General features: G+C 37.6%; 24 protein-coding genes. 10 read left to right on the top strand and 14 right to left on the bottom strand.

The window, feature by feature from the left end; translation table 11 throughout:
• Nucleotides 1-16: 16 nt before the first annotated feature.
• The 8 genes from IPI99_03895 to IPI99_03860 all read left to right on the top strand — a co-directional run bounded on the left by IPI99_03895 (nucleotide 17) and on the right by IPI99_03860 (nucleotide 8,043).
• Entirely contained in the window at nucleotides 17-460 is a 444-nt protein-coding gene (locus IPI99_03895) for a DUF3347 domain-containing protein (GenBank protein ID MBK7339655.1), read from the top strand.
• Nucleotides 461-470: 10 nt separating this feature from the next.
• Entirely contained in the window at nucleotides 471-2,759 is a 2,289-nt protein-coding gene (locus tag IPI99_03890; protein ID MBK7339654.1) for a multicopper oxidase domain-containing protein, read from the top strand.
• Nucleotides 2,760-3,212: 453 nt separating this feature from the next.
• Nucleotides 3,213-4,667: a glycosyltransferase family 39 protein gene (locus IPI99_03885; protein ID MBK7339653.1), complete on the top strand. Its 1,455-nt coding sequence runs from the start codon at nucleotides 3,213-3,215 to the stop codon at nucleotides 4,665-4,667.
• 506 nt (nucleotides 4,668-5,173) lie between these two features.
• Nucleotides 5,174-6,442, top strand: a complete 1,269-nt coding sequence (locus IPI99_03880; protein ID MBK7339652.1) for a cation:proton antiporter — start codon at nucleotides 5,174-5,176, stop codon at nucleotides 6,440-6,442.
• On the top strand, nucleotides 6,439-6,732 hold the full coding sequence (locus IPI99_03875) for a hypothetical protein (GenBank protein ID MBK7339651.1): 294 nt from the start codon (nucleotides 6,439-6,441) through the stop codon (nucleotides 6,730-6,732). Before IPI99_03880 ends, IPI99_03875 begins: the two co-directional genes overlap by 4 nt.
• 203 nt (nucleotides 6,733-6,935) lie before the next feature.
• The gene (locus tag IPI99_03870) at nucleotides 6,936-7,316 is read left to right on the top strand and encodes a hypothetical protein (protein ID MBK7339650.1); all 381 of its coding nucleotides are present in this window, start codon (nucleotides 6,936-6,938) and stop codon (nucleotides 7,314-7,316) included.
• Between the two features lie 6 nt (nucleotides 7,317-7,322).
• Nucleotides 7,323-7,496, top strand: coding sequence for a hypothetical protein (locus IPI99_03865; GenBank protein MBK7339649.1), 174 nt, complete (start codon nucleotides 7,323-7,325; stop codon nucleotides 7,494-7,496).
• Between the two features lie 334 nt (nucleotides 7,497-7,830).
• Nucleotides 7,831-8,043 carry a hypothetical protein gene (locus IPI99_03860; GenBank protein ID MBK7339648.1) on the top strand — a complete coding sequence of 71 codons (213 nt, stop codon included), beginning with the start codon at nucleotides 7,831-7,833 and terminating at the stop codon, nucleotides 8,041-8,043.
• Nucleotides 8,044-8,221: 178 nt separating this feature from the next.
• Here IPI99_03860 and IPI99_03855 read toward each other — a convergent pair whose 3' ends face one another.
• From IPI99_03855 to IPI99_03830, 6 genes are all read right to left on the bottom strand, one after another.
• A complete protein-coding gene (locus IPI99_03855) occupies nucleotides 8,222-8,476 on the bottom strand; it encodes a GlsB/YeaQ/YmgE family stress response membrane protein (protein ID MBK7339647.1) in 255 nt (84 codons plus the stop codon).
• A 305-nt stretch (nucleotides 8,477-8,781) separates the two neighbouring features.
• Nucleotides 8,782-10,215 carry an RNA polymerase factor sigma-54 gene (rpoN, locus tag IPI99_03850; GenBank protein ID MBK7339646.1) on the bottom strand — a complete coding sequence of 478 codons (1,434 nt, stop codon included), beginning with the start codon at nucleotides 10,213-10,215 and terminating at the stop codon, nucleotides 8,782-8,784.
• Between the two features lie 205 nt (nucleotides 10,216-10,420).
• Nucleotides 10,421-10,870 (bottom strand): hypothetical protein, encoded by a 450-nt coding sequence (locus IPI99_03845; GenBank protein ID MBK7339645.1) that lies wholly within the window; start codon nucleotides 10,868-10,870, stop codon nucleotides 10,421-10,423.
• Nucleotides 10,854-11,888, bottom strand: coding sequence for a hypothetical protein (locus IPI99_03840; protein MBK7339644.1), 1,035 nt, complete (start codon nucleotides 11,886-11,888; stop codon nucleotides 10,854-10,856). Before IPI99_03840 ends, IPI99_03845 begins: the two co-directional genes overlap by 17 nt.
• A 74-nt stretch (nucleotides 11,889-11,962) precedes the next feature.
• Nucleotides 11,963-12,202 carry a hypothetical protein gene (locus IPI99_03835; protein MBK7339643.1) on the bottom strand — a complete coding sequence of 80 codons (240 nt, stop codon included), beginning with the start codon at nucleotides 12,200-12,202 and terminating at the stop codon, nucleotides 11,963-11,965.
• 55 nt (nucleotides 12,203-12,257) lie between these two features.
• The gene (locus IPI99_03830; GenBank protein MBK7339642.1) at nucleotides 12,258-12,680 is read right to left on the bottom strand and encodes a DUF2147 domain-containing protein; all 423 of its coding nucleotides are present in this window, start codon (nucleotides 12,678-12,680) and stop codon (nucleotides 12,258-12,260) included.
• A gap of 219 nt (nucleotides 12,681-12,899) precedes the next feature.
• Here IPI99_03830 and IPI99_03825 point away from each other — a divergent pair, with 219 nt between their 5' ends.
• Nucleotides 12,900-13,571, top strand: coding sequence for a YceI family protein (locus IPI99_03825; GenBank protein MBK7339641.1), 672 nt, complete (start codon nucleotides 12,900-12,902; stop codon nucleotides 13,569-13,571).
• On the opposite strand, the gene IPI99_03820 is transcribed toward IPI99_03825, so the two are convergent.
• From IPI99_03820 to IPI99_03800, 5 genes are all read right to left on the bottom strand, one after another.
• Nucleotides 13,555-14,082 carry a hypothetical protein gene (locus IPI99_03820; GenBank protein ID MBK7339640.1) on the bottom strand — a complete coding sequence of 176 codons (528 nt, stop codon included), beginning with the start codon at nucleotides 14,080-14,082 and terminating at the stop codon, nucleotides 13,555-13,557. The genes IPI99_03825 and IPI99_03820 overlap by 17 nt on opposite strands.
• Nucleotides 14,036-14,686, bottom strand: coding sequence for a 4'-phosphopantetheinyl transferase superfamily protein (locus tag IPI99_03815; protein MBK7339639.1), 651 nt, complete (start codon nucleotides 14,684-14,686; stop codon nucleotides 14,036-14,038). The genes IPI99_03820 and IPI99_03815 overlap by 47 nt, the downstream gene beginning before the upstream one ends.
• 766 nt (nucleotides 14,687-15,452) lie before the next feature.
• A complete protein-coding gene (locus IPI99_03810) occupies nucleotides 15,453-15,959 on the bottom strand; it encodes an OmpH family outer membrane protein (protein MBK7339638.1) in 507 nt (168 codons plus the stop codon).
• Between the two features lie 108 nt (nucleotides 15,960-16,067).
• Nucleotides 16,068-16,289, bottom strand: coding sequence for a twin-arginine translocase TatA/TatE family subunit (locus IPI99_03805; protein MBK7339637.1), 222 nt, complete (start codon nucleotides 16,287-16,289; stop codon nucleotides 16,068-16,070).
• Between the two features lie 95 nt (nucleotides 16,290-16,384).
• Nucleotides 16,385-17,338: an isopenicillin N synthase family oxygenase gene (locus IPI99_03800; protein ID MBK7339636.1), complete on the bottom strand. Its 954-nt coding sequence runs from the start codon at nucleotides 17,336-17,338 to the stop codon at nucleotides 16,385-16,387.
• Between the two features lie 106 nt (nucleotides 17,339-17,444).
• On the opposite strand from IPI99_03800, the gene IPI99_03795 reads away from it, so the two are divergent.
• The gene (locus IPI99_03795; protein ID MBK7339635.1) at nucleotides 17,445-17,804 is read left to right on the top strand and encodes a CoA-binding protein; all 360 of its coding nucleotides are present in this window, start codon (nucleotides 17,445-17,447) and stop codon (nucleotides 17,802-17,804) included.
• Between the two features lie 27 nt (nucleotides 17,805-17,831).
• On the opposite strand, the gene IPI99_03790 is transcribed toward IPI99_03795, so the two are convergent.
• From IPI99_03790 to IPI99_03780, 3 genes are read right to left on the bottom strand one after another with little or no spacing between them, the layout of a single operon-like run.
• Nucleotides 17,832-19,202 carry a peptidylprolyl isomerase gene (locus IPI99_03790; protein MBK7339634.1) on the bottom strand — a complete coding sequence of 457 codons (1,371 nt, stop codon included), beginning with the start codon at nucleotides 19,200-19,202 and terminating at the stop codon, nucleotides 17,832-17,834.
• 6 nt (nucleotides 19,203-19,208) lie between these two features.
• Nucleotides 19,209-20,063: a hypothetical protein gene (locus IPI99_03785; protein ID MBK7339633.1), complete on the bottom strand. Its 855-nt coding sequence runs from the start codon at nucleotides 20,061-20,063 to the stop codon at nucleotides 19,209-19,211.
• 25 nt (nucleotides 20,064-20,088) lie between these two features.
• Entirely contained in the window at nucleotides 20,089-22,053 is a 1,965-nt protein-coding gene (locus IPI99_03780) for a peptidylprolyl isomerase (GenBank protein MBK7339632.1), read from the bottom strand.
• Nucleotides 22,054-22,141 lie beyond the last annotated feature (88 nt).

Raw genomic sequence — 22,141 nt, 5'->3', positions numbered from 1 at the left:
TTAAAAATTATAATTTATGAAAAAATTAATTGTAACTTGTGCAATATTCTTAGCTGGATACTTCGCAATATTCCAAAATACTAATGGTTTTTTATATAAGTATATCAATATAAAAAATGCATTAGTAAACAGTGACGCAAAGGAGGCAAGCACAGCCATCGATGTTTTTTATAAAGCGATTCAAAGTGAAGAAAATTTCAAGCAGAAGAATAACCTGCTCAAATCCACAGAAAAGTTGAATAAAGCAGAGAATATAGAAAAACAAAGGGCGGCTTTCAATGATGTGTCCACGATAATGTGGAAATTAGTGAAGGAGTCGGATAAAATAGATCAATCCGTTTATTATCAATACTGTCCTATGAAAAAAGCATATTGGTTAAGCTTTGAAAAAGACATCAGGAATCCTTATTACGGCTCTTCAATGCTTACCTGCGGAAAGGTAGCTGAGACTAGCAAGTAAAATTTATTTCATGCAATTTATTTACAAGGATTACCAAGGCAATGTTTCAAAAAAAATGTTGCTGTTGAAGTTAATGATCCTTTTTCTTTGGCAATTCGGTTTTTCCCAAAGAATAGTTCATTACGATTTATATGTAAAAGACACGATCGTTGAATACGCAGCTAAGGAAAAGAGAGCTATTGCAGTAAACGGTCAGATACCAATGCCGACCCTGGAATTTACAGAAGGAGATACAGCTGAGATTGTGTTGCACAATCTTTTGAAGGAAAGCACCTCTCTACATTGGCACGGTTTATTTCTACCCAATAAAGAAGACGGGGTTCCATATTTGACTCAGATGCCAATTAGATCAGGGGAGACCCGAACTTACCGTTTTCCGATTATCCAGAACGGGACACACTGGTATCACTCCCATTCAGGACTTCAGGAACAGATTGGTATGTACGGGAGCTTCATTATCCACAAAAAGGCTGGCGATAAAACTTTCAGAGTAGGAATCGATGATTTACCATCTATTCCGATAATTATAAGTGAATGGACAAATCTGAACCCAAAAAATGTAAACCGAATGCTCCATAATGCCAGTGACTGGTTTGCTATAAAAAAAGGATCGACGCAGAGCTACTCAGAAGCAATAACTGCAGGGTATTTAAGAACAAAACTCACAAATGAATGGAAGCGGATGTTGGCTATGGATGTGAGCGATATTTATTATGATCGCATTCTATTGAATGGTAGTCAATCTTCTGCATTCACTGCGGTCGGCAAAAAAGCATTGAAGGGAGGTGACAAAATTCGCTTGCGAATATCCAACGCCGGGGCATCATCTTATTTTTGGCTTCGCTATGCTGGAGGTAAAATGACGGTAGTGGCGAGTGATGGGAATGATGTAGAGCCGGTAGATGTGGATAGACTTATTATTGCCGTATCCGAAACTTATGATATTGTAGTTACTATCCCGGAGAATACTAAATCCTATATGTTTATGGCAACCACTGAAGACCGAACTCAATCCGCCAGTTTTTTCTTAGGGAATGGAATTAAGCAAATTTTACCTGAGATGCCCCACCTGAAATATTTTGAAGGAATGAAGATGATGAATGATATGATGGAGATGGATGGTGATTTAGATGATATGGGTATGAATATGAGTCTTAATCAAATGGATATGAATGTCGTCATGTATCCTGAAATGAGCAATGAAACAATGCAGGAAAATGAGCATCAACATCATCCTATGGACCTGGGTGATGATCACAAAAGTGGCGATTCCATTATCTCAAAAAATATTGTGACATTGAACTACGCCATGCTGAAATCTCCAAACGCCAGCTCATTGCCAAATGATGCACCGATTCTACAGATCAAGTTTACACTCACTGGCAATATGAATCGTTATGTATGGAGTATTGATAATCGTGTACTTTCGGAGAGCGATAAAATACTGGTAAAGAAAGGAGAAATATTGAGAATAATCCTTTACAACAATTCGATGATGAGACATCCGATGCACTTGCATGGAAATGATTTTAGATTGTTGAACAAACATGGAGAATATGCTCCAATGAAAAACATCATTGACATTATGCCAATGGAAACGGATACCATAGAATTTTTGGCAAATACTGATGGTGACTGGTTTTTTCACTGCCACATACTTTATCACATGATGGCAGGAATGAACAGAGTGTTTGCAGTGGGTAACTACCAAAACCCTTATTTGCCCAACAGAGAGAAAGCGTACAAACTTTTGCAAAGAGAGAGTAATATGCCTCATTTCATGGTGAAAAATGACTTTGCAACGAATGGAAACGATGGAGAATTGATGTTAATGAATGCTAGATATAGCTTAACTATGGATTGGCGCTTGGGTTACCACAGTAAACACGGTTATGAAATTGAAACTCATTTGGGCAGATATATTGGGAAGATGCAATGGTTGATGCCATTTATAGGATTAGATTGGCGATATAGAAATGATGGAAATAAACAAGACGAGAAAACTCCATTTAATCAATCAAATAAGAAGGATAAAAGGACAGCATTTAGTTTGGGAGTGATGTACACATTACCTATGTTATTAAATGCTCAGGCTGAAATTTATCATGATGGTATTGTACGGCTATCTATGGTGCGTGAAGATATTCCGCTTTCAAAAAGATTGAGAGCCGGGTTTATGGTAAACACCGACCTGGAGTATATGCTTGATCTGAACTATGTCTTAGCCAGGAATTTTAGCATCAGAACGCATTATGACAGCGATATGGGCATTGGTATTGGTCTGACGGTATCCTACTAAGGTAATATACATTGACTTCTTTCAGAATTTTTCTTTGCCTCTAAAAATTGGCAACCTAATTTACCAAGTAAAACAATTTTACTTATCCAGATAGTATTGTAAGATTTGGAATACAATATTATAATAGTTATAGGTAATAGCACCATCTCCTAATGCTACTATTTTGAAGCTGGTTAAGATATTAAGTTTAATTACTAAATTTTCCCTCCATTTTTCAAGAAGAGGCTTCGTTATTACATATATTTACGATAAAATGAGGCATGATTATAAACGGTAATTAGCTATACATATCTAATAAGATAGTTAAATTGAGAAACTCTCCTGTGTTATGTAAAGGATTCTAACTTTGTTGTGTTAGTAAACCGGCATAATATAAATCATCCGCTTTTTTTACTAATTTTACATCTTTAGTTTTGTAAGGAATAAATTTATATTCAACTGTAAATGAATCATGTGAAAAATCAATTATTGAATGCTCTGAGTCCATTCTGGCTCATTTCTTTGAGTATTGTATTTGGACTTACTCTTCCAATATTGATTCAGGATGCAATGTTTCAGGATGCAATGTTATATAGTAGCGTTTCTCACAATTTAAGTATGGGTATCGGCACGTTCTGGTTTCTTCAATACAGTACCTTAAATCTAGAAGGTATTCCTTCATTTCATGAGCAACCACCATTAGTTTTTGGTATTCAGTCCATTTTCTATAAACTATTGGGACACAGTTATTATGTGGAGCGATTTTATACATTATTAATGATTGTTTTTCATATATTGCTTATTAACTACTTGTGGAAAACCATCCTTAAGAACAAAGTCGAATACAAATCCTTTGGTTGGTTACCCGTTTTTTTATGGATTATAATTCCGGTTTGTTTTTGGTCATTCAGGAACAATATGATTGAGAATACAGTAAGTGTATTTACGCTCATCTCTGTTATTTTAAGTTATAAGAGTATTCAGTTGAAAGAGCCCAATTACCTTGCGTGGTTCGGTTCCGGGTTTTTTATCTTTTTGGCGTCATTCAGTAAAGGTATCCCCGGTTTTTTCCCAATTACATTTCCTTTTATTTACTGGTTGGTTATTCGAGATATCAGTTTTAAGAAATGTATTTATTATTCCTTGATATTGATCGCTGTACCTGCTATTATATATGTAATTTTATTATATTTTCCGGAAAGCAGAAGAAGTTTGATGATTTACTTTTATGAGCGACTTATAAAAAGGGTAAATCATATGCCCACTGCCAATTATCGATTGGAAATTCTTTGGAGATTGTTTACAGAATTGATCCCTATATTAATTATAGTTACGATTACAATTTTTGCCAGTGGTAAAAATAAGCTGAGGGATTATTTAAGTGAAAATAGGAAACTGGCAGTTTTGTTTTTTTGTATTGGAATGTCAGGTTCAGTTCCATTGACACTAACAATGGTGCAAAAAGGGTGGTACATGGTACCAAGTTTTCCATATTTTGCTTTATCATTTGCTCTTTTAATTGTACCATTTATCTATAAACCTATCAGCAAATGGAGCATGCAATCATACAACTACAAAACTTTTGTGTTCGTGTCTATATTATTGTTTGTGTCTGTACTGGTATTTTCTGGAATGCAGAAAGGTAAAATTAGCAGGGAGCAGGATATTGTTAGTGATGTGTATAAAGTTGGAAGTGTAGTGCCTAGATTTTCTACAATTACTGTACCCTTGGAAATGTATGATCAGTATGATTTTATTTTGCAAGGATTTTTAGTCAGATATTTTAATATTAGTATCAGTCCTTACCGGCAATATCGATATTACCTTAAAGAGAAAGATATAAATTCTGAAGTTCCAAATATTTATAGAAAAGTTGATATGGACTTAATTAATTATGATTTATTTGTTCAAGATAGCGTACCAAGGTAGTTTATTACAAAATAATTTCAAGTTTTGTTTTGTATGTTTTCATTTATAATGGATATTTTAATATATAGTATTGCCGGGGAAATTAATTTTAATAAGTCCGACTCATTTATTTTGAAATGTCCAAAATAATTTCAGGTGTCCAATGAGTAGACAGTATTTTTCTTTCTAATGAGTATTGGGGAGAAACATATTGAAAGGTTAGCTGATGATTGGCCGATGCATGCTGGAGCAATATTTTTTCAGGAAAAAGGAATTTGTTTATATTTACTGTCTAAATATGTCAAAAGGACATGTTTCCAGATATTTCAGCTGTATCGGAATCACTGAAAAATTAAGGTGATTTTATACTTGTTGGCAGATTAAAGAAGGAATTGTTGAATAGCTAGTTAAATGCAATTTTTTTAAGGGTTTTCCCGTATTGATAATGTGTAATACTTTGTCACCATAGGCTGAATTGTTTTTTGATCGAAACATATACCATTTATAGTTAGCGCAAATTGATTAATATGGCGACCTCAGTAATAATCATAGTTATAGGTATTTTTATTTTCTTTGGACACTTTTTAAGTGGTGTATTTGAGAGACGAAGTATACCGGACGTACTTGGGCTTATGTTGCTTGGAATTTTCATTGGCCCAATATTTCATTTGGTTGACCCTGCTGCTTTTGGACAATTTGGTTCATTATTTAGTAACCTCGTATTGATTTTTATATTATTCGAGAGTGGCACCGATCTGAGGATTTCTGAAGTGAGAAATTCCTTAAGAGACTCCACAGGGATTACAGTCATGGGGTTTTTGACCACTTGGGTTACAGCAACGATATTATGTTATCTGATTTTTGATATCTCTTTTTTATCTTGTCTATTTATAGGTGCAACTCTGGGAGGTACTTCATCAGCAGTTGTCGTCGGATTGGTGAAGAAAGTGGCCATAAGACCGCGGACATCGACTACTCTTATTATTGAATCCGCAGAGTCTGATGTATTCACTTTGGCCATCCCGCTTAGTATATTGGGACTAATGACTACGGGTGAAATCCATGCAAATGCTCTTGTATCACAGTTTATCTCGTCATTGATCATGGCATTATTTTTTGGAATTGGCGGAGCATTCCTATGGTCCTTTATTTTGAATCAGTCACCTGCTTTGAAATCAACAAAATTTTCAACCCCGGCTTTTCTTTTTATTCTATATGGCATTACAGAGTACCTCAATTTTAGTGGACCACTTGCGGCACTTTCATTTGGTATAGCGATTGGAAATTTGCAATATTTTGAGCCCAAACTTTTACAGAGATTTATCACAAATCAGAATATCATATTGCCTCAGGAGGAAAAGGATTTTTTTGGGGAAATGGTTTTTCTTTTACGGACTTTCTTCTTTGTGTTTATTGGAGTAAGTATCAAAATCAACCGACTGGATTGGCTGTTTTATGGTGCTATGATAACGCTTGTATTATATGTAGTCAGAATATTTGCGGTAAGAATCGTTGTAAAAAATAATACACCATTGTTGGATAAAGCAATGATGTCATTTATGATTCCCAAAGGTTTAGGTTCAGCAGTGATCGCTACACTACCTTTGCAACAAGGATATATCGATGGTATTATCATTCAATCTGTATGCTTTTCCATCATTTTATTTTCTACATTATATTGCGTAGGGTTGTTCTTTTTAGCCAAAAAAGGTATCACACTTCCGTTCTATGCCAAAATATTTGGGCCTTCAGAAGTTGTGGGAGAAGAGATAAAGTCTAAGGCAAATGTAAAATGATGAAAGCAGTATATTATGTAACATTACTTTTAATCATTTTGATGATGGCATTTTTTGCTTTCAATTTTTTTTATGATACATTCATGGATCCATACAAAAAATTTAAACACTCGGTCGTGTTCTTGATTGCGACTTTGATTTTGGCAGTCGGAATATATCTTTCTTACAACGTAGGATTTTCGACCCACAATTATAGTAGTGCGGTTATTCTTCACCTTGTTTCCGTGGTGCTTACACTGGTATGGATGCTTATTGCGATGCTTTTTATAATTCCTTTTCGATGGCAGTGAGTCCTATTTATATGCGTTGGAATTTTAATTTCATATTTGAAATGAGGACTGAGAAAATTCACAATCCGTTTTTTATTTTACTTGTTTTGTGCAGAAAGTGAATCAGAGAAGTATTCTATAGCTTGTTTATAATCAGGTTACGGATTTTTAGTGTCGGCTATATTTATATTGCTTAAAAAGAAGAACGTTCTTTAATCGTTCCAATGCCCGACAGCGATTCAAGATCTTATTTATTTACAACAGACAGATTGGAAAGATTCCTGACAAATGGATTCAGATATCCGCTTCTAGACATGTATTTGGACGATTTTTTTGGAGCTGTGTTGACGGATCAGAAAAATTTAAAATTATTAGATGCAGTGATTGAAAAAATATGTGCTATAGCACATCCAAATGACACTGACATTTGTGTCCTAACGCACAAATACTTTTCTGATGCATTCTTCGCTTACAGAGTCACTCCTGAGGGTATTGAACCAACTGTAATCACCAGAATTAGATCCGATCACACAGCGAATCAAGTTTTTGAAAAAGGATGCGGGGCTGCAATAGGTCAAATGAAAGCTGCGTCAGAGGGAAAATGAATAGGCTTGGTTGCAGAAAATCGAACTCCGGCAATAGTAGTGATAATTGACTTTGACTATTATACCGGTAAATTGTCAAATATAATCCGGCTGAGGCCTTCAGGAGCTGATTATGGTATCGAGTTTTCTTCGGACAATTCAAAATTTTACGATCAAAGTCGTGGAGCTGTTTCTCAGTAAGACTTATTTAAATCTGATAATGCATCTATCACTGCTTCAAAAACTTTGATAGATGCGCCTTCTGTAACACTTGGCAATTCCAATCCGGGTCGAATAACAAAATTTATGTTTCCTCCTGTGATACTATACTCAGTGTTATTCACTCACCAAACTAGCCGAGCTTAGTATGTAATTTTACATTTAAATCCTTAGACGTCGCACCATGCAAAAACAATACCTTTTTCCCTTCATTTTTAGCGGGATTTAAGTACGGAATAATAGGTCTCCATTTTGTGGAAAAACTGCCCTCTGAGATATTAAATCTAATCAGCAATACATAATTGTACGCAATCCTATGGATCAATCGACCATTTTAGAATGGAATAGTCTCGAAAAGTTCAGTACAATGATGATTTACCACTCGACAGGACAACTGGTACAAGTGATTTCGGATATTACTACAACTCGGAATGTAATTGAAAGACAAAATTTAGCTTCAGGATTATACATATTTTTTTTACACTCCCAAGATGGACATTTCTTGCGTGGCAAGTTTTACATTGCATAAAATCAGTGTACATAATACTGGTAAAAAAATGGTATAATCAAAAACCAGCAGAAATATTGAACGTCCTATACAAAAATTAAAGCCGATCTATGCAATAAGCTGTAACTGCATTGAATTAAAGCATTATAATAAATATAAATGTAATCTTTAATCTTGTGATGAAATCGAAACTGAAGGATTAACTCCTCTTCACAAGTCCAATAAGGAACAGCAATACAAGCGCACCAACAACGGAAGTAATAATACTACTTAACAAACCGCTTCCTAAATGAATTCCGAGAACTCCAAAAAGCCAATTTCCTAGGAAACCGCCCAGTATACCAACAATGATATTGCCTAACAAGCCAAAACCATAGCCTCTTCTGAGCTCACCTGCCAACCACCCGGCTATTGCACCGACTATCAAAACAACTACTAATGTGTTTAAGTCCATTTGTGAAAATTTTGATTGTGATAAAATGATTATTTGGTAAAGATAAAATAAAAAAAGCGGAATTCCAAGCTTTCATAAAAGCTTATCACATCGCTTTAAACCAACTACAATCTGAGCATGAATTCCTAACCCATAGATCTATGGATGTATGATCAGGAGAATATAAGCGAGAAAATTTACTAACAAGACAACACCGTAAACGATATTTGATTTTCCACTGATCAATAACATGAGTACAATAAACACAGAAAGAGATAACACTGCCTTGTGGGAGGGGAGCAAACAGATTTTAATTTCAAGCGCTTTTAAAAATTTTGTTTGCGATTGTTAGCGTTTTCTATTTTCAGAATTTCACGATATTTAGCAACTGTTCGTCTCGCTATCGGATAACCGCTTTTTTCTAGCTCCACCGCAATTTGCAAATCCGAAAGAGGTTCCAACTTACTCTCTGCATCTACTAATTCTTTGAGCCTGGCCATGATTTCCTGATTTGTGACTTGCTTGCCATCAGATTTTGACATGGCTTGTTGAAACAAGGATTTCAAACTGATTACTCCAAAATCTGTGAGAGCGTACTTGCTGCTGGTCACTCTCGAGATGGTTGATGCATTGAGTCCGGTCAAATCCGCAATATCTTTTAGTACCATTGGTTTGAGATCATTACGATCTCCGGTAAGAAAAAACTTCTTTTGAAACAACACGATGGATTTCATCACATCCAACATATTGTTTTCTCTTTGATGGATCATTTCCATCAGCCATTTAGCGGAGTCAAATTTGGATTGCAGGTACTGAAGTGCTGCTTTTTGGGATTTTCCTGCGCGTTTGATACTTTTTTGCTTGTCGAGTTCCTCTACTTTTTCTTTGTTCAGCTTGATTTGTACTTGTTGAGTAGCCAGCGATATATTCAGTTTGTCGGAGTCTATTCTTTCGATGACAAATTCAGGTATGATTTGCTGACTTTTGGTCTGAGCGGTCGAATTCAAGCCCACGGGTTTTGGATTCAGTTTTTGAATCAGCTGTATGGCACATTTGAGTTCTGTTTCACTCAAGTGAAGCTGATGTTGAATTTTAACATAGGACTTTTGGGCGAGGTCCTGCAGGTGCGATTTTACTATTTCAAAAGCAGCCTGGATGCATTCTGTTTTAGCATGTTTGGATTCGAGTTGGAGAAGTAAACACTCCTGTAGATTTCTTGCACCAATGCCCGGAGGGTCTAGACTTTGTATTGTCTCTACGGCATCCTGTAGCTCTGATTCGTCGATAAAAAGGTTATGGTAAAAAGCCAAATTGTCCAGCAAGTCATCGTTTGACATGCGCAGGTAACCATCATCATCCAAACTATTGATAATGTATTCACAAAGAGATTTTTGGGAAGTATCTATATCGAGTAAATGAATTTGCTGCTGTAGGTTTTTCCTAAAGTCCACAGATTCAGCAAGCGTAGGAAATCCTGACAAATCCGTATCCTGATGTTGGGCGAGCTGATAATCCTCAGCTGTCTCCTCATCGTCCTGCAGAATTCGGTCCATAAGCTCCCCTGTTTCCTCTGAGGTAAGAGTATCATTATTTTCTTCATCGGTTCTGTCATACTCCTGAGGGTCCTGATTTTCAGGGGTATCCTGGAGAATTTCCAGCATTGGATTGTCCAAAACTTCATCTCTGAGCTCTTTGTCCAATTCAGCAGAGTTGTATTGGATGAATTGCAAAAGCTGAATCTGTTGTGGAGACAGATTCATTTTCTGCTTTTGTATTTGTTGGAGATTCTGGCGAAACATGGATAATAAAGCAACAATTATTTTCACAAAAGTATTTGTAAAAGGCTCAGCTTTCCACCAAAATTTGGGTTCTCCTATCCCAAACAAGGACATTCCACATCCCTGTTGTCATAAAAAATAAAAGAATTTATCCTATTGAGAAACACTGCTCATGTAACCCATCCCCCTACGGGTCTATTTTCTCAGCATTTGAAAGTTGGAACATGAGTCTATTGAGGTCACTTCGATTGAGCTTGAGCTTCCCCCTCAGTGTGATTTTTTCAGAAGTATAAAGGATTGGCTTTAGAGTGTGGACTTCAATTACAGTTTCAGGTCCTGCACCACCACAAAAGAAGCAGTTTTTATAAGGAAATTGTGAAAAAACGAATTCTTGTTGGTTCTTGTAGCCGTCTGTGGGTATAATAAATCCGCGCAATTCGACCAGGGTGTTTTCTCTAGACTGCAAATCCTTGCTAAAAAGCGGAAAATCGACTTCAAATCCCATATTTTCGTCCATCATCTTTTTAAAGCTGACCTTTGATAAAAGCTCCCAGTCTCCCTGAGCTTTCAGTGAACAGACTTGAAAGAGGATCAATGCAAGAACTGCATACCAGAATTTATTATTTATGATTTTCATTCCAATGTTTGATGATGGATTCGGCTAACTTACCCTGTGGTGTATAATCTTTTTCCGGATAACCTTCATGACCTTTCATTTCAGGGAACCATTTCCACAAAAACCCCCCGGCAAAGTAAGGCTTACACCAAAAAGCGGAATACAAAGCATCAAATGCATTGGCCTGGGCTTGTTCATTGACCTGTAAACGATCGACATTAGGCTCTAGTTCCCATGACTTTCCTGCGCAGCTATCTACACTCAGATAACCATATTCAGTAAATAAAATAGGTTTTTGCATCTGCTTTGAAAACATTTCCAATTCTGATTGCCATGGTTTCCATTTTTCTAAGAGCAATTCTTTTGAAGGTGTACGTTCATCTGTGAGTGGAAAATAAGCGCTTATACCAATGTAGTCAAGCTCATTCCAGAAGGGAACAGTGCTATATTGATCCCAATTGGCGCTATAACACAATTTGCCGGAATAGATTTTGCGCAGTTTTTGAATGAGCTTGCGCCAAAATTGCGGCCGCCTCTCGGCAGAATGTTTAATTTCTGTTCCAATGCAAATCATTTCCACCTGAGATTCGTTGGCTATAGCTGCGATGTCGAGAATGTATTTTTCATAAGCTTGTTCCCATAAGCTCCAGGCACTGTCTGAATCAAAATCCAGGTCACCTATCCATTTTCTATGAATATACACATGAGGTTTAAGCATAACATTGAGCTTATTCTGCCTTGCCAACCTTATACTTTCGCGAATACCTTCAGGGGTTTCTCCCCACCATTGCCAGTGATTGACATCATAATGCAATTCAGGACGGTTTCCAGAACTAAAAGCATAAGGGATTAAAGCTATCCAGTCTATCCCTAGCTGTTTGATAGGGACCATTGGATCTGATTGGAAAGGTTCAGGAGGCGCGACAAAGTTCACCCCTTTAATCAACAAAGGACAGACTTCTGATTTTTGATGAGGAGGATAAAGAAAAAAAGCGCTGAAACAAATCAGTATGAATAAAAGAACCAGCAAAACTTTCATGTCATGCAAGAATAACTATTTCATTACCACCGATGATGAAGCAGGGAGGCAAAAAGTGAAACAACGACTTATCTCTATCCCGATATCAGGCTGTAATCCAGTATTGACCGGATAGTGTCGCGATGAGGATAAAACAGAACCTTAGGAAGGCCTTTTCTTGCTTCACGCAATTCTTTTATTTCATTTGAGATATCGCAATCTGAATCCGCAAATTCCTCGATCAGCTGTGATTCTGTCGGGCTGCATTCATTGTAAGTGTAACGTACTAACTGATTTAATGTAAAAGTATCTACCATAGGCTGAATTGTGATCATTTATGATAGTACAATAACTTCTGATGACTCTGTCTTATTGTTATGATCGATTGATTTATTTCACTCTGTACCAACTTTGAGTTCGGCCCAGAAGAGAAATCCCAAAATAACCTCGTACTTCAAGCTCCTCAGGGCTTTTGAGCCACATACTGCAAGAATATACTTTCCCATTTTTTGGATCCACGATTTGACCGTTGGACCAATAGTTCTTATACTTGCTCATGTTCCACATGATATCTAATCCAACCAGATTCTTTCCTTTTTTATCACCTGGACAATCATTGCAAATTTGCGTTGTGGCACCTGGGAGGAGTTTGACAACTTTAGCAAAATAGCTGTCGTTCTTCATGTAGATTTCGACATACGATTTTTCTTTACCACTTTGGTCATCAACCGTTTTCCAAATGCCTGCAGGACTATTTTGGCAGAAAATCGACAATGATATTGCATTGAGCAAGAAAGTCAAAAGATATTTCATAGACATGAGTTTTTTTGAAATAATGTGAAGGTAACCTCTTCAGTTCGTTTTGCCAAGATCCTTTATCCCAATTTTTGATGTTGAGATTGCAGATGCAATGATTCGCAATACAATTTAAGTTGTAAAAATTGGGTTTGACTTCGTGCCCAATGAATGCGATATATCAGATATAGGTTTGATGTATGGTGAGTAGTGATTATTTTTACAGGTCAACTGATAATGATGAAAAGATATTGTTTTTTATTTTGTTTGCTGCTCTCCGGATTCATCGCTTGCAAATCTGACAAAAACTCAGGATCGACTGCAGTATCCGAAGCTGCAAGTTCTAGCCAAATTGCAGATTCTCTGGCACAAAAATATACTGTCGACACTTCAAAATCCTTATTGTATTGGAAAGGAAGCTCTATAAAAGGTTCACACAACGGATCTTTAGGTATTGCACAGGGATGGATCAAATTGTATGAAGGAAAGCTAATTTCCGGAGAAATAGAAGTAGACATGCACGCATTGAAAAATATAGATATGGTGTCTGGTGACGGTAAAGAAGATCTTGAAGAACATTTGAAATCACCGGACTTCTTTAATGTAGACAGTTTTTCCAGAGCAAAATATGTACTGAATGCAGCAGAGTCGCGTGCAGATTCTGTCAATAATGTTTTATTGAGTGGTGTGCTCACCATCAAAGGCATTTCTCATCCAGTCGACATTCCTGCTCAAATGAGCATCAGTGGCGAAGCTGTAATGATCTCAATCTCTCCTTTTGTCATAGACAGGACAAAATGGAATGTAATGTACTCTTCAAAAACCTTGCTTTCTACTATCAAAGACAAAATTATCGACGACGAAGTTTACATCAGCAGCAAGTTGATGGCAATTAAAAATTTGAATTGAGCGAGTCTGTACCAGGACTTTTGTACATATTCATTCCTGCGTAATAGATCAGTCTCCAGCTGTCTGAAACTTTTGCAAATCTTCGGATAATCTTCAGATCATTATGCTTGTGCTTTGCTGTTTCTTCTATTATTATCGGATTGAGCGCTTTCCAGCTTACATTAAAATCTCCGGCATCCTTGCGTATGTTTTTTTGAATAGTCCAATTGTCATTGGTAAAGTAGAACTTTTCGTCGCCAATAAATTTTGGATCAGCCTGATCCGGTATACCTTCAAGAGGAAAGCTGATATGATTCATCTGGAAACTGCTGTCTGAGTGAAACTTTTCATAAAAATCATAAAAATCCTTTGGTATGAGGTCGTTAACTTCTTCCGAAATTACCGATTGAATGGGAGGAGCTTGAGCCGGTCGTTTACAAGAAATAAAAGCATACAGTGACACTACTATAAGTAGTGTCAGTTGATTACTGATGTGTCGCTGTAGCCCAAGCAAATTCTGCTTCAAGTCCATGTTTGGTTTGATATGATAGAAGTGAAAAATCGATTTCAATATATGCTTCCTGGCAGATGACTTGATCAGATTTATGATCCAGTTGAAGATGAATTTGGTTTCTGAACGAAATCTCTTTTTTGCCATAGCACTTGTATACCGCTTCCTTGAGTGACCAAAACAAAACGGCGTTTTTAATGCAGCTTTCTTCATCAGAAAACTCCTCGAGCCACTGTAATTCTTCATCATTGAGAAATTTGGGTAGAATACTGCAAATTTTATTCTGAAACACTTGCAGGTCAACTCCCATTTTTTGTTGTCCCCATGCTGCAGCCGCAAAACGATGAGAGTGACTGATGGATATAAATAAATCTTCTTTTTTGCTGTGTACTTTTCCATATTGGTCTTTGAAAAGGGATTCTTCGGGATGAATACCGAGCTGGTTGTGTATCAGATACCTAGATGCGAGATATTCTTTGCGTTTGAGTGGGTGTAAACCGTCCAACCATTTCAATAAATCCGCATTTACAGAATAAGCATTTTGAAAAAACTCATCTGATTCGTTGATTTCCCAGACCGCAAGATGCAGTTGTTCACCTAAATTTTGTGATAAGTAAAGAGGCATATTGTTCGAAATAACGAAGGTAACAGGATTAAAATATATAGTGGAAAATCCTGATAAATAAGTAGTAAAACTTCAGAGTAATCACCCATTTTTTACAGATTTTCGTTATAAAATTTGTAAAGTGTAACAGATCGCCATAACATTGTGACGTCCTACTGAACTAAATACTCACAGCAGAGCAAATTATATTGCTTCGCTCAATCCATTAGTCGTTCGTTTTTTACCTTAATATTATTTATTGAATGTTTAGCTCTGATTTCCCAAAAGTCAGAGTCCTGAAGCGCAGGTAGTGATTGACTGAGGTCCTTCCAATTATACCCCAAAAACAAATGTCCTATGGTGACACTACCTGCACGCTTTTGGCTAAAATCTACTTGGAAAGTTTTGGTTTATTAAAATAATAAAATCCGGAGTTTTTCTTTTTGCAAAGGCATCGAAAGAAAAACTCCGGTCAATTTTTGTAAAATGCGTGATAAACATAGTCCGGCCTAGTTTCCGGAATATGAATAAAATAGGGTGGTTTTTTCACTATTAGGTGATTATGATCCTCCGGAATGATTCAGCCATCCGGGGGATTTTTTTTATATGCATTTATGAGTTTTGCAACATGGAACTTGATCTTAAAGTCTTGACATCGTCGATGACATGTCAAATATAATTCTCAGATGATAACTTGAAATGAAAATTGAAGAGTTAGATCGGCTGAGTTTTTGATTCTCCGACTCGACTGTAAATGGAGCGATTTCTGCTGATAACAGCAGAAATCTTACATGCGGTTGAGCTTCTCCATCAGCTTTGCGCTGATATCTTCACCTTCAGGCTGGTATAGTAATCCAACGGAGCTATCGAATATGAACATATAACCTTGCTCTTTTCCCATCTCGATGATGGCTTTGCTTATTTTGTCTAGCAGAGGCTTAGTGAGCTCCAATCGCCGCTTGTCCAGAGATTCTTTAGCACTTTCCTGATATTTGACGATAGCTTCCTGTGTCACCTGCAAATCGGATTCTTTTTGTTTTTGGGCTGTTGGCGTTAATGTACCAGCTTGTTGATCTTTCTGGTACAATTTTAAGTCTTCCTGAAACTTGCTAATCATTTTTTCTCCTGTCTCAGAGAGAGATTTTTCATATTGGAGCAATTGGTCAGCAAGGAGTTTTGCTTCCTGCAAAGTATCAATGAATTTGACAGAATTGAGATAGCCTATTTTTTGTGTATTTCCGGCTATTGCAAGACTAAGGCATGCCAGTGTTATATAAAATTTTAATTTCATCATGTTATGAAGTAAGATCTTTGTTTGATAATGTGTGATTGGGATATAGCTTACATAGTAGTAACCTAAACACAGGGAAGTGAGTCAAATTCTGCTGGAAGAGTTTCAAATTTACTTTTCTTTTTCGCTCTCCAGAGCTTTGCGATCTGCCTCTTTCATACCCTCTTTAATTTCATTATTGATGGCATTTTTGGCATTGTTGAACTCTCGGATTCCAGCGCCAAGACCGCGCATGAGTTCGGGGATTTTTTTTCCACCGAAGAGTAGCAATATAACGAAAACTACTGCTACCATTTCCCATCCTCCGAGGTTTCCGATAAATAAAAGATTCATATCTGATTAATTTTAACCGTCAAAGGTAATCTTGGAACGAATACCCTTCTGTGAAAAAAGACTTAAGATTTTGCAAAATGTTTAATCATCCCGCTTTATTTTTTTAATCCAATCTCCCTCAGCCTTTCATCCAGATATTCTCCTGCGGTGATCGGTGTGTATGCTAAAGGCTTTTCATCTGAAATACAGCTGGCCAGACAGCTCAGGTCCATCTCACTGCGTGGATGTAAGAAAAAAGGAATCGAAAGTCTAGAAGTATGCCACTGCGCTCTGGGAGGATTGACCACTCTGTGTGTGGTAGATTTTAGATAGTTATTGGTCAATCTTTGAAGCATATCACCTACATTGACTACAATTTCCCCGGATTGAGGCACCACGTCAAGCCATTCATTTTGTTTGTTGAGGACCTGCAGACCTCCTGCTGAGGCTCCTACCAACAAAGTAATCAAGTTGATGTCTTCATGTTGTTCAGAACGAATGGCGGAATCCGGTTCATGGATAATCGGTGGGTAATGTATGGCCCTCAAAATTGAGTTACCATTATGGATTTTATTATTAAAAAAGTCTTCTTCCAGTCCCAGATGAAGAGAGATGGCTCTGAGCAGGTGACTTCCTGATCTTTCAAAAGATTTGTAAAGTGCATTTCCTGTTTGGCTGAAAAAAGGGAGCTCGTGTACTTGAACATTGTCCGGATATTCTCCCTGGATTGCATCGCCGTCAACAACAGACTGACCGATCTGAAAAAACTCTTTGAGATCCCCTACTTTACTCTGTCTAGCGTGTTCTTTTCCAAACGATGTGTAGCCTCTCTGTCCGGCTAATCCCGGAACTTCATACTTAAGCTTGATTTCGTTGGGCAGAGAGAAGAAATCTTTGGACAAATTGTAAAATTCTGTGACAAGATCCTGAGGAATACCATGATTGATGACTCCTACAAAACCTATATTATGGAAAGCAGCACCAAGTTGACTGACGAAATCTGCTCGCTCTGACTGACTGCCTCTTACAAATAAATCGAGATCTACTAATGGTATTGAACGTGTGGACATATTTTTTTTAATCCATTTGGAACAAAAATTGTTCCATTTTACATCATAAAAAGATTATTTGACCGATCATATTCATTTAGCTAACTTTTTATAAAATTTCAACTTGATGGACAAGAAGACCATTGTAATCGGCGCAAGCCCCAACCCGGAGCGTTATGCTTATAAAGCTGTGCAGTTGCTGCAGGAGCATGGACATACAGTCATTGCATTGGGAAAAACAGAAGGTGTGATCGGAGAACTCCTTATTGATATAAGCCGTCCCTCAGTACGAGCGGATACAATCAGTTTGTATATCAACCCACAGCATCAAACAGATTGGTACTCCTATATTCTCAGTGTACAGCCTTCGCGTTTGATTTTCAATCCTGGTACCGAGAATCCAGAACTGGTGGCCTTAGCAAATGCACATGGCATCGATTGTCTAGAGGCATGTACCTTGGTCATGCTGAATACAAGACAATACTAAATTGACTTACGCTTTCGAAAAGCAGGATTAACGAGTACCGGTGGTTTTCTGCTTGTATTTTTCCAGATTTGGGCAAATTGTCAGTACATCCTCGTCAATGTCAGTATATACTTTAGGCAGCTCTTGAATCAACCAGGAATTGAATTTCTCTGACTTTTTAAGTTCTTTTGCGGCTGTTTGAATCTTGGCATAGTCTTGCTTCAGGTTTGCCTTATGAGGTGCACTTCTAGAAGTCAATTTGAAAAGCCTGAAGTATTTTTTTCCATCGGATTCAGAAGAAGTTACCGGATCAGAGATTTCTCCTACTTTGAGATTGTCAATGGCAAAATACACATCCGGATCCAGGTCTCCCGTTTCAAAGAAATAATTGCCGCTTTTTGGATTGAGTAATCTACCTCCATTGGTAAATGATTCGGATTTTTTGTCTGAATATTTGCGAACAGCTGCCTCAAAAGACATCGTGTCTTTGATAATGACTTTTTTAATTGAATCCAGATAGTTTTTTGCTTTAGTATAGTCCTCATCTAGCATACGAGGCTTCACGAGTATATGACGTGAAAGGATAGAGTTTCCCCTTCGACCCATCAACTGGATTAAATGGAGACCATATTCGGATTCTACGATGCCGGAGAGGCTGTCTTTTTGTAGGTTATAGGCTACAGCTTCAAATTCTGGCACAAAGTTTCCTCGTTTGACCCAACCCAGATTTCCTCCGCTTTTTGCCGATCCATAGTCTTCAGAATATTGTTGGGCAAGTTTTTCAAAGCTTTCTCCGGCTAAGATTCTTTCCCTGATTTTTTCCAGTTTTTCTTTAGCCAATTTCATCTGCTCAGGATTGGCTTTGGGTTTGTAAACGATTTCGCTGATTTCTACTTCGGCGTTGAAATATGGCACACTGTCCTTGGGAATGGCTGCAAAAAAAGTCTCGACCTCCTGAGGTGTGACATTGACATCTCCTAATATGGTGTTTTGAAGTTTTTCTGTGAGCATTTGGTTGCGGAGGTCTTCGCGAAATCTCTCTTTTACCACACTCACCGGCTGCCCATAAACTTCCTCGAACTTTTCAAAATCATTGTTCATATATCCCAAGATCTGCTCTATACGAGCATTCAGTTGTTGCTCCACATCTTCGTCTTTCACATCCAGACTATCAACTTTTGCTTTGTGAACAAAAAACTTTTGGACGATCATGTTTTCCAACACCGCACAATTGTCGGATTCGCTGAGGATGGATTTTTTGTCTTTGAGATAACTGATGCTTTCCTGCCAGTCAGAGTACAGTATATATTCTCCTCCGACTTTGGCAATGATTTTGTCTGCTATCAGTCCCTGTGCATTTCCAGACAAATAGAATAAAGTAACAAAGAGGTATAAAAGTGAGGTTCTGATGAGATTCATTCCTGATTATTTAAAGATTTCTATTTGTTTTTCTTTGAGTGCTTTGTCGTAAAGCGATTTTCTGATAGACTCTATGCTTTTACTTTTTCTTTGGTAAAGTATAGCTTTGGTTGCTTTATCTTTAATAAATGACATCGGTGGATCCTGATTTGGTTTGACTATGTCAAATATGCGCAAGTAATATTCGTGATTAAAGTCCGCAAAGCTTCTATTGAGCCCTTTTGAAAGAGCTGATTCAGAAACGGATTTTGCAGGTAGAAATTGTTTGAGATCGGACCATCTGACCCAGTTGTCTTGCTGGAGAAAGCATTTGGAAGCATCGTTTTCACAAAATCTCTGGAGTTGCAATAGTTGTGGACCTGTGGGAGACTTCCACAGTAACTCGAAATCCCTTTTATCTTGTAGGGGTTTGTTGGCTTTCACAAAAAGGCACTTAATGATGGTGCTTTCGAGTTTGTATTCTGCCTTATTGCTCTGGTAGTAATTATTGAGTTCTTCTTCTGAGATTACTGTGTCGACCTTTTCGTTTAGGAGGGCCAATTCTGAATGATAAAGCAAAAGAGACTCCTTATAGTCATCTACCATCGCATTGATTTCCTGGAGATTGTTCAGCTTGGAAGAAGCGGCATTTATAATAATTCTATCCTTGAGCCAGCGATCGGTATAACCACTCAGAAGCAAAGCTGTGTCTGCATCTATCAATCCAGTCCCTAATGCATCAAAGGCATCTTGTTGATAAAGCTTCTGATCCTTGTAACTGGCCAATACAATATCATCCTTGTCTTGGGAGGATGGATTGTTATTTTGCTTACATGAGGTGAGCAAAAGGACTGCTGTAAAAATCAAGAGGCCTGAGCGCATGAAGAGCAAAGGTCGCAAGAAGTCCTCATTTTTTTACCATACTCTCGAATACATCGTTGTTAATCCGAACAGGATATTTCATTTTCAACTCATCTATCCAAAGACCTTCGAGATAATCTTGATAATCAGCGATGATGTATCCACGGGCTTCGTCAAGGGATTTTGGCCCTGGAGCCATCAATTCAGACACTCTCCTGAAACTGTAGCTTTTTGGGTTGTCTTGAACCAAAGCTGTGGTAGAACTCTTAGAAAAAGTGAGACCAGCCAGTGCTTCCTGATTTTTAGGTTCGGCTATGGTACGCGAATAAGAGATAAAAGACTTTTTCTTGTCATACTTTGATATAGCTTTATCGATACCTTTTTTGTTGATGTACTTGTAAATTTTTTCAGCAAGATTGCGATCACTGGTATCGATGCTGATAGCTTGAACGACTGCTCTTTCTTCCCACTTGTATTTTCCTTTGTTTTTGTCAAAAAACAACTTTAGACCTGTAGTGTCTTCTGAGGCTTTGTCCCATACATTCAGCTTGGTCGCTTCAAACAAAAGAATTCCTTCACGATATTCCCTCATGAGTGACTTGAAATCCGGATATTTATCTTCCAGACGGGTTTCTTCAAACTGCAGGCATTTTTGAGCCACAAAATCATTGAACATGCTTCGGACAGTTTCTTTCACATTTTTATTATCACCTCCTTGCAAGCGGTTTCTTGTATTGGATCTCACATAATCCGCAAATTGGTCACTGGTGATGCTGATATTACCAATTTTGGCCATTTCTTCTTTCACCAGATTCTCAGGGGCTTTCCATTTATAACTAAAAAATAAAGTGTCCATCTGACCGGCGAATCTATCCAGAGCAGCTTTATTTTCTACATAAGGTGCTTCGGTTTTAATCTTTTCGATTAGGGTACCTTGAGCTGCTGCAAATCTTGAATCTCTCTGAATTTCCGACTGGACTTTTCGCTTTGCCCGTTCAAATGGCAACTCTTCTTCTCTCTTGATACGCTTGATTATATGATATCCTATGCTTGTTTCTATTGGACGACTGACATCACCGTCTTTTGCCAATGAAAAAGCTGCATCTTCAAAGGCGGGTTCGTACTGATTAATTCCAAAAAAACCAATATTGCCTCCCAGAGGGGCACTATTCTTGTCATCACTCAATTGTCTTGCCAATTCTTCAAAGCTGGCGCCGCCTTGAATCAAAGTATAAATACTGTCAGCTTTGAGCATTGCCTTGCCATCTGGCAAGCCTTTTTTATGCTTTTTGATAAGAATATGAGCTGCTTCAATTTTTCTACGAGCTGGGCGTGAATCATCAACTTTTAGAATATGATATCCCAGTTTGGTGCGGAATGGCAACGAAACATCTCCCGGTTTCAAAGAGTAAGCTATATTCTCTAAGGTGTAAAATCCTTCCGGCAACATCGAAGTAAACCATCCTATACGGCCACCATTTTTTGCAGAATTGATGTCATTGGATTTTGCCCTTGCGACTTCTGCAAATGATGAACCACTACGGATGGATTTATAGGCATCCATTGCCATATTATAACTCTGCAATGTATCGGCGCCGGTTGCATTGGGACTAAGATTGAATAAAATATGACTCAACAAGAGATCCTTCTTCTGTCTATCATATACTTCATGGGCCAAACGATCTGTAACTTCCTTGTCGTTGAGATAGTTGGTTGTCAACTGCTGTCTATAACCCTCAAGTTCCTTAATCAAACTGGGGATGGTATCCAGCTTCATATCGCGGGCTGCTTGAACTTTGAGCTTGAACTTGGTGTAAAGTTTGAGATAGTCATCGAGTGATTTTCGACTATAGTCGGCTTCTTTGCCGTTGTTCTTGTTGTAGATGTACTCAAATTCAGACAGTTTGACATCATTGCCTGCGACTGTAAAAAGTACAGGATCTTTGGTCTGGGCGTTGAGTAAGGAGACACTACAGAAAAGGGCTGCAATTAGCCATTGTGAAAAATTCATAAATGCTGGACGTTTTGCTGACAAAAATAAGGCTTAAACGGATATTTCCACTCAAATGGTGATTTTAACCAATTTATTAACGCTTTAT

This window comes from Saprospiraceae bacterium (genome assembly GCA_016710235.1).
Classification (GTDB): Bacteria; Bacteroidota; Bacteroidia; order Chitinophagales; family Saprospiraceae; genus Vicinibacter.
The sequence above is the reverse complement of the archived record's forward strand: the minus strand, read 5'-3'. Positions and strand labels throughout refer to the sequence as shown.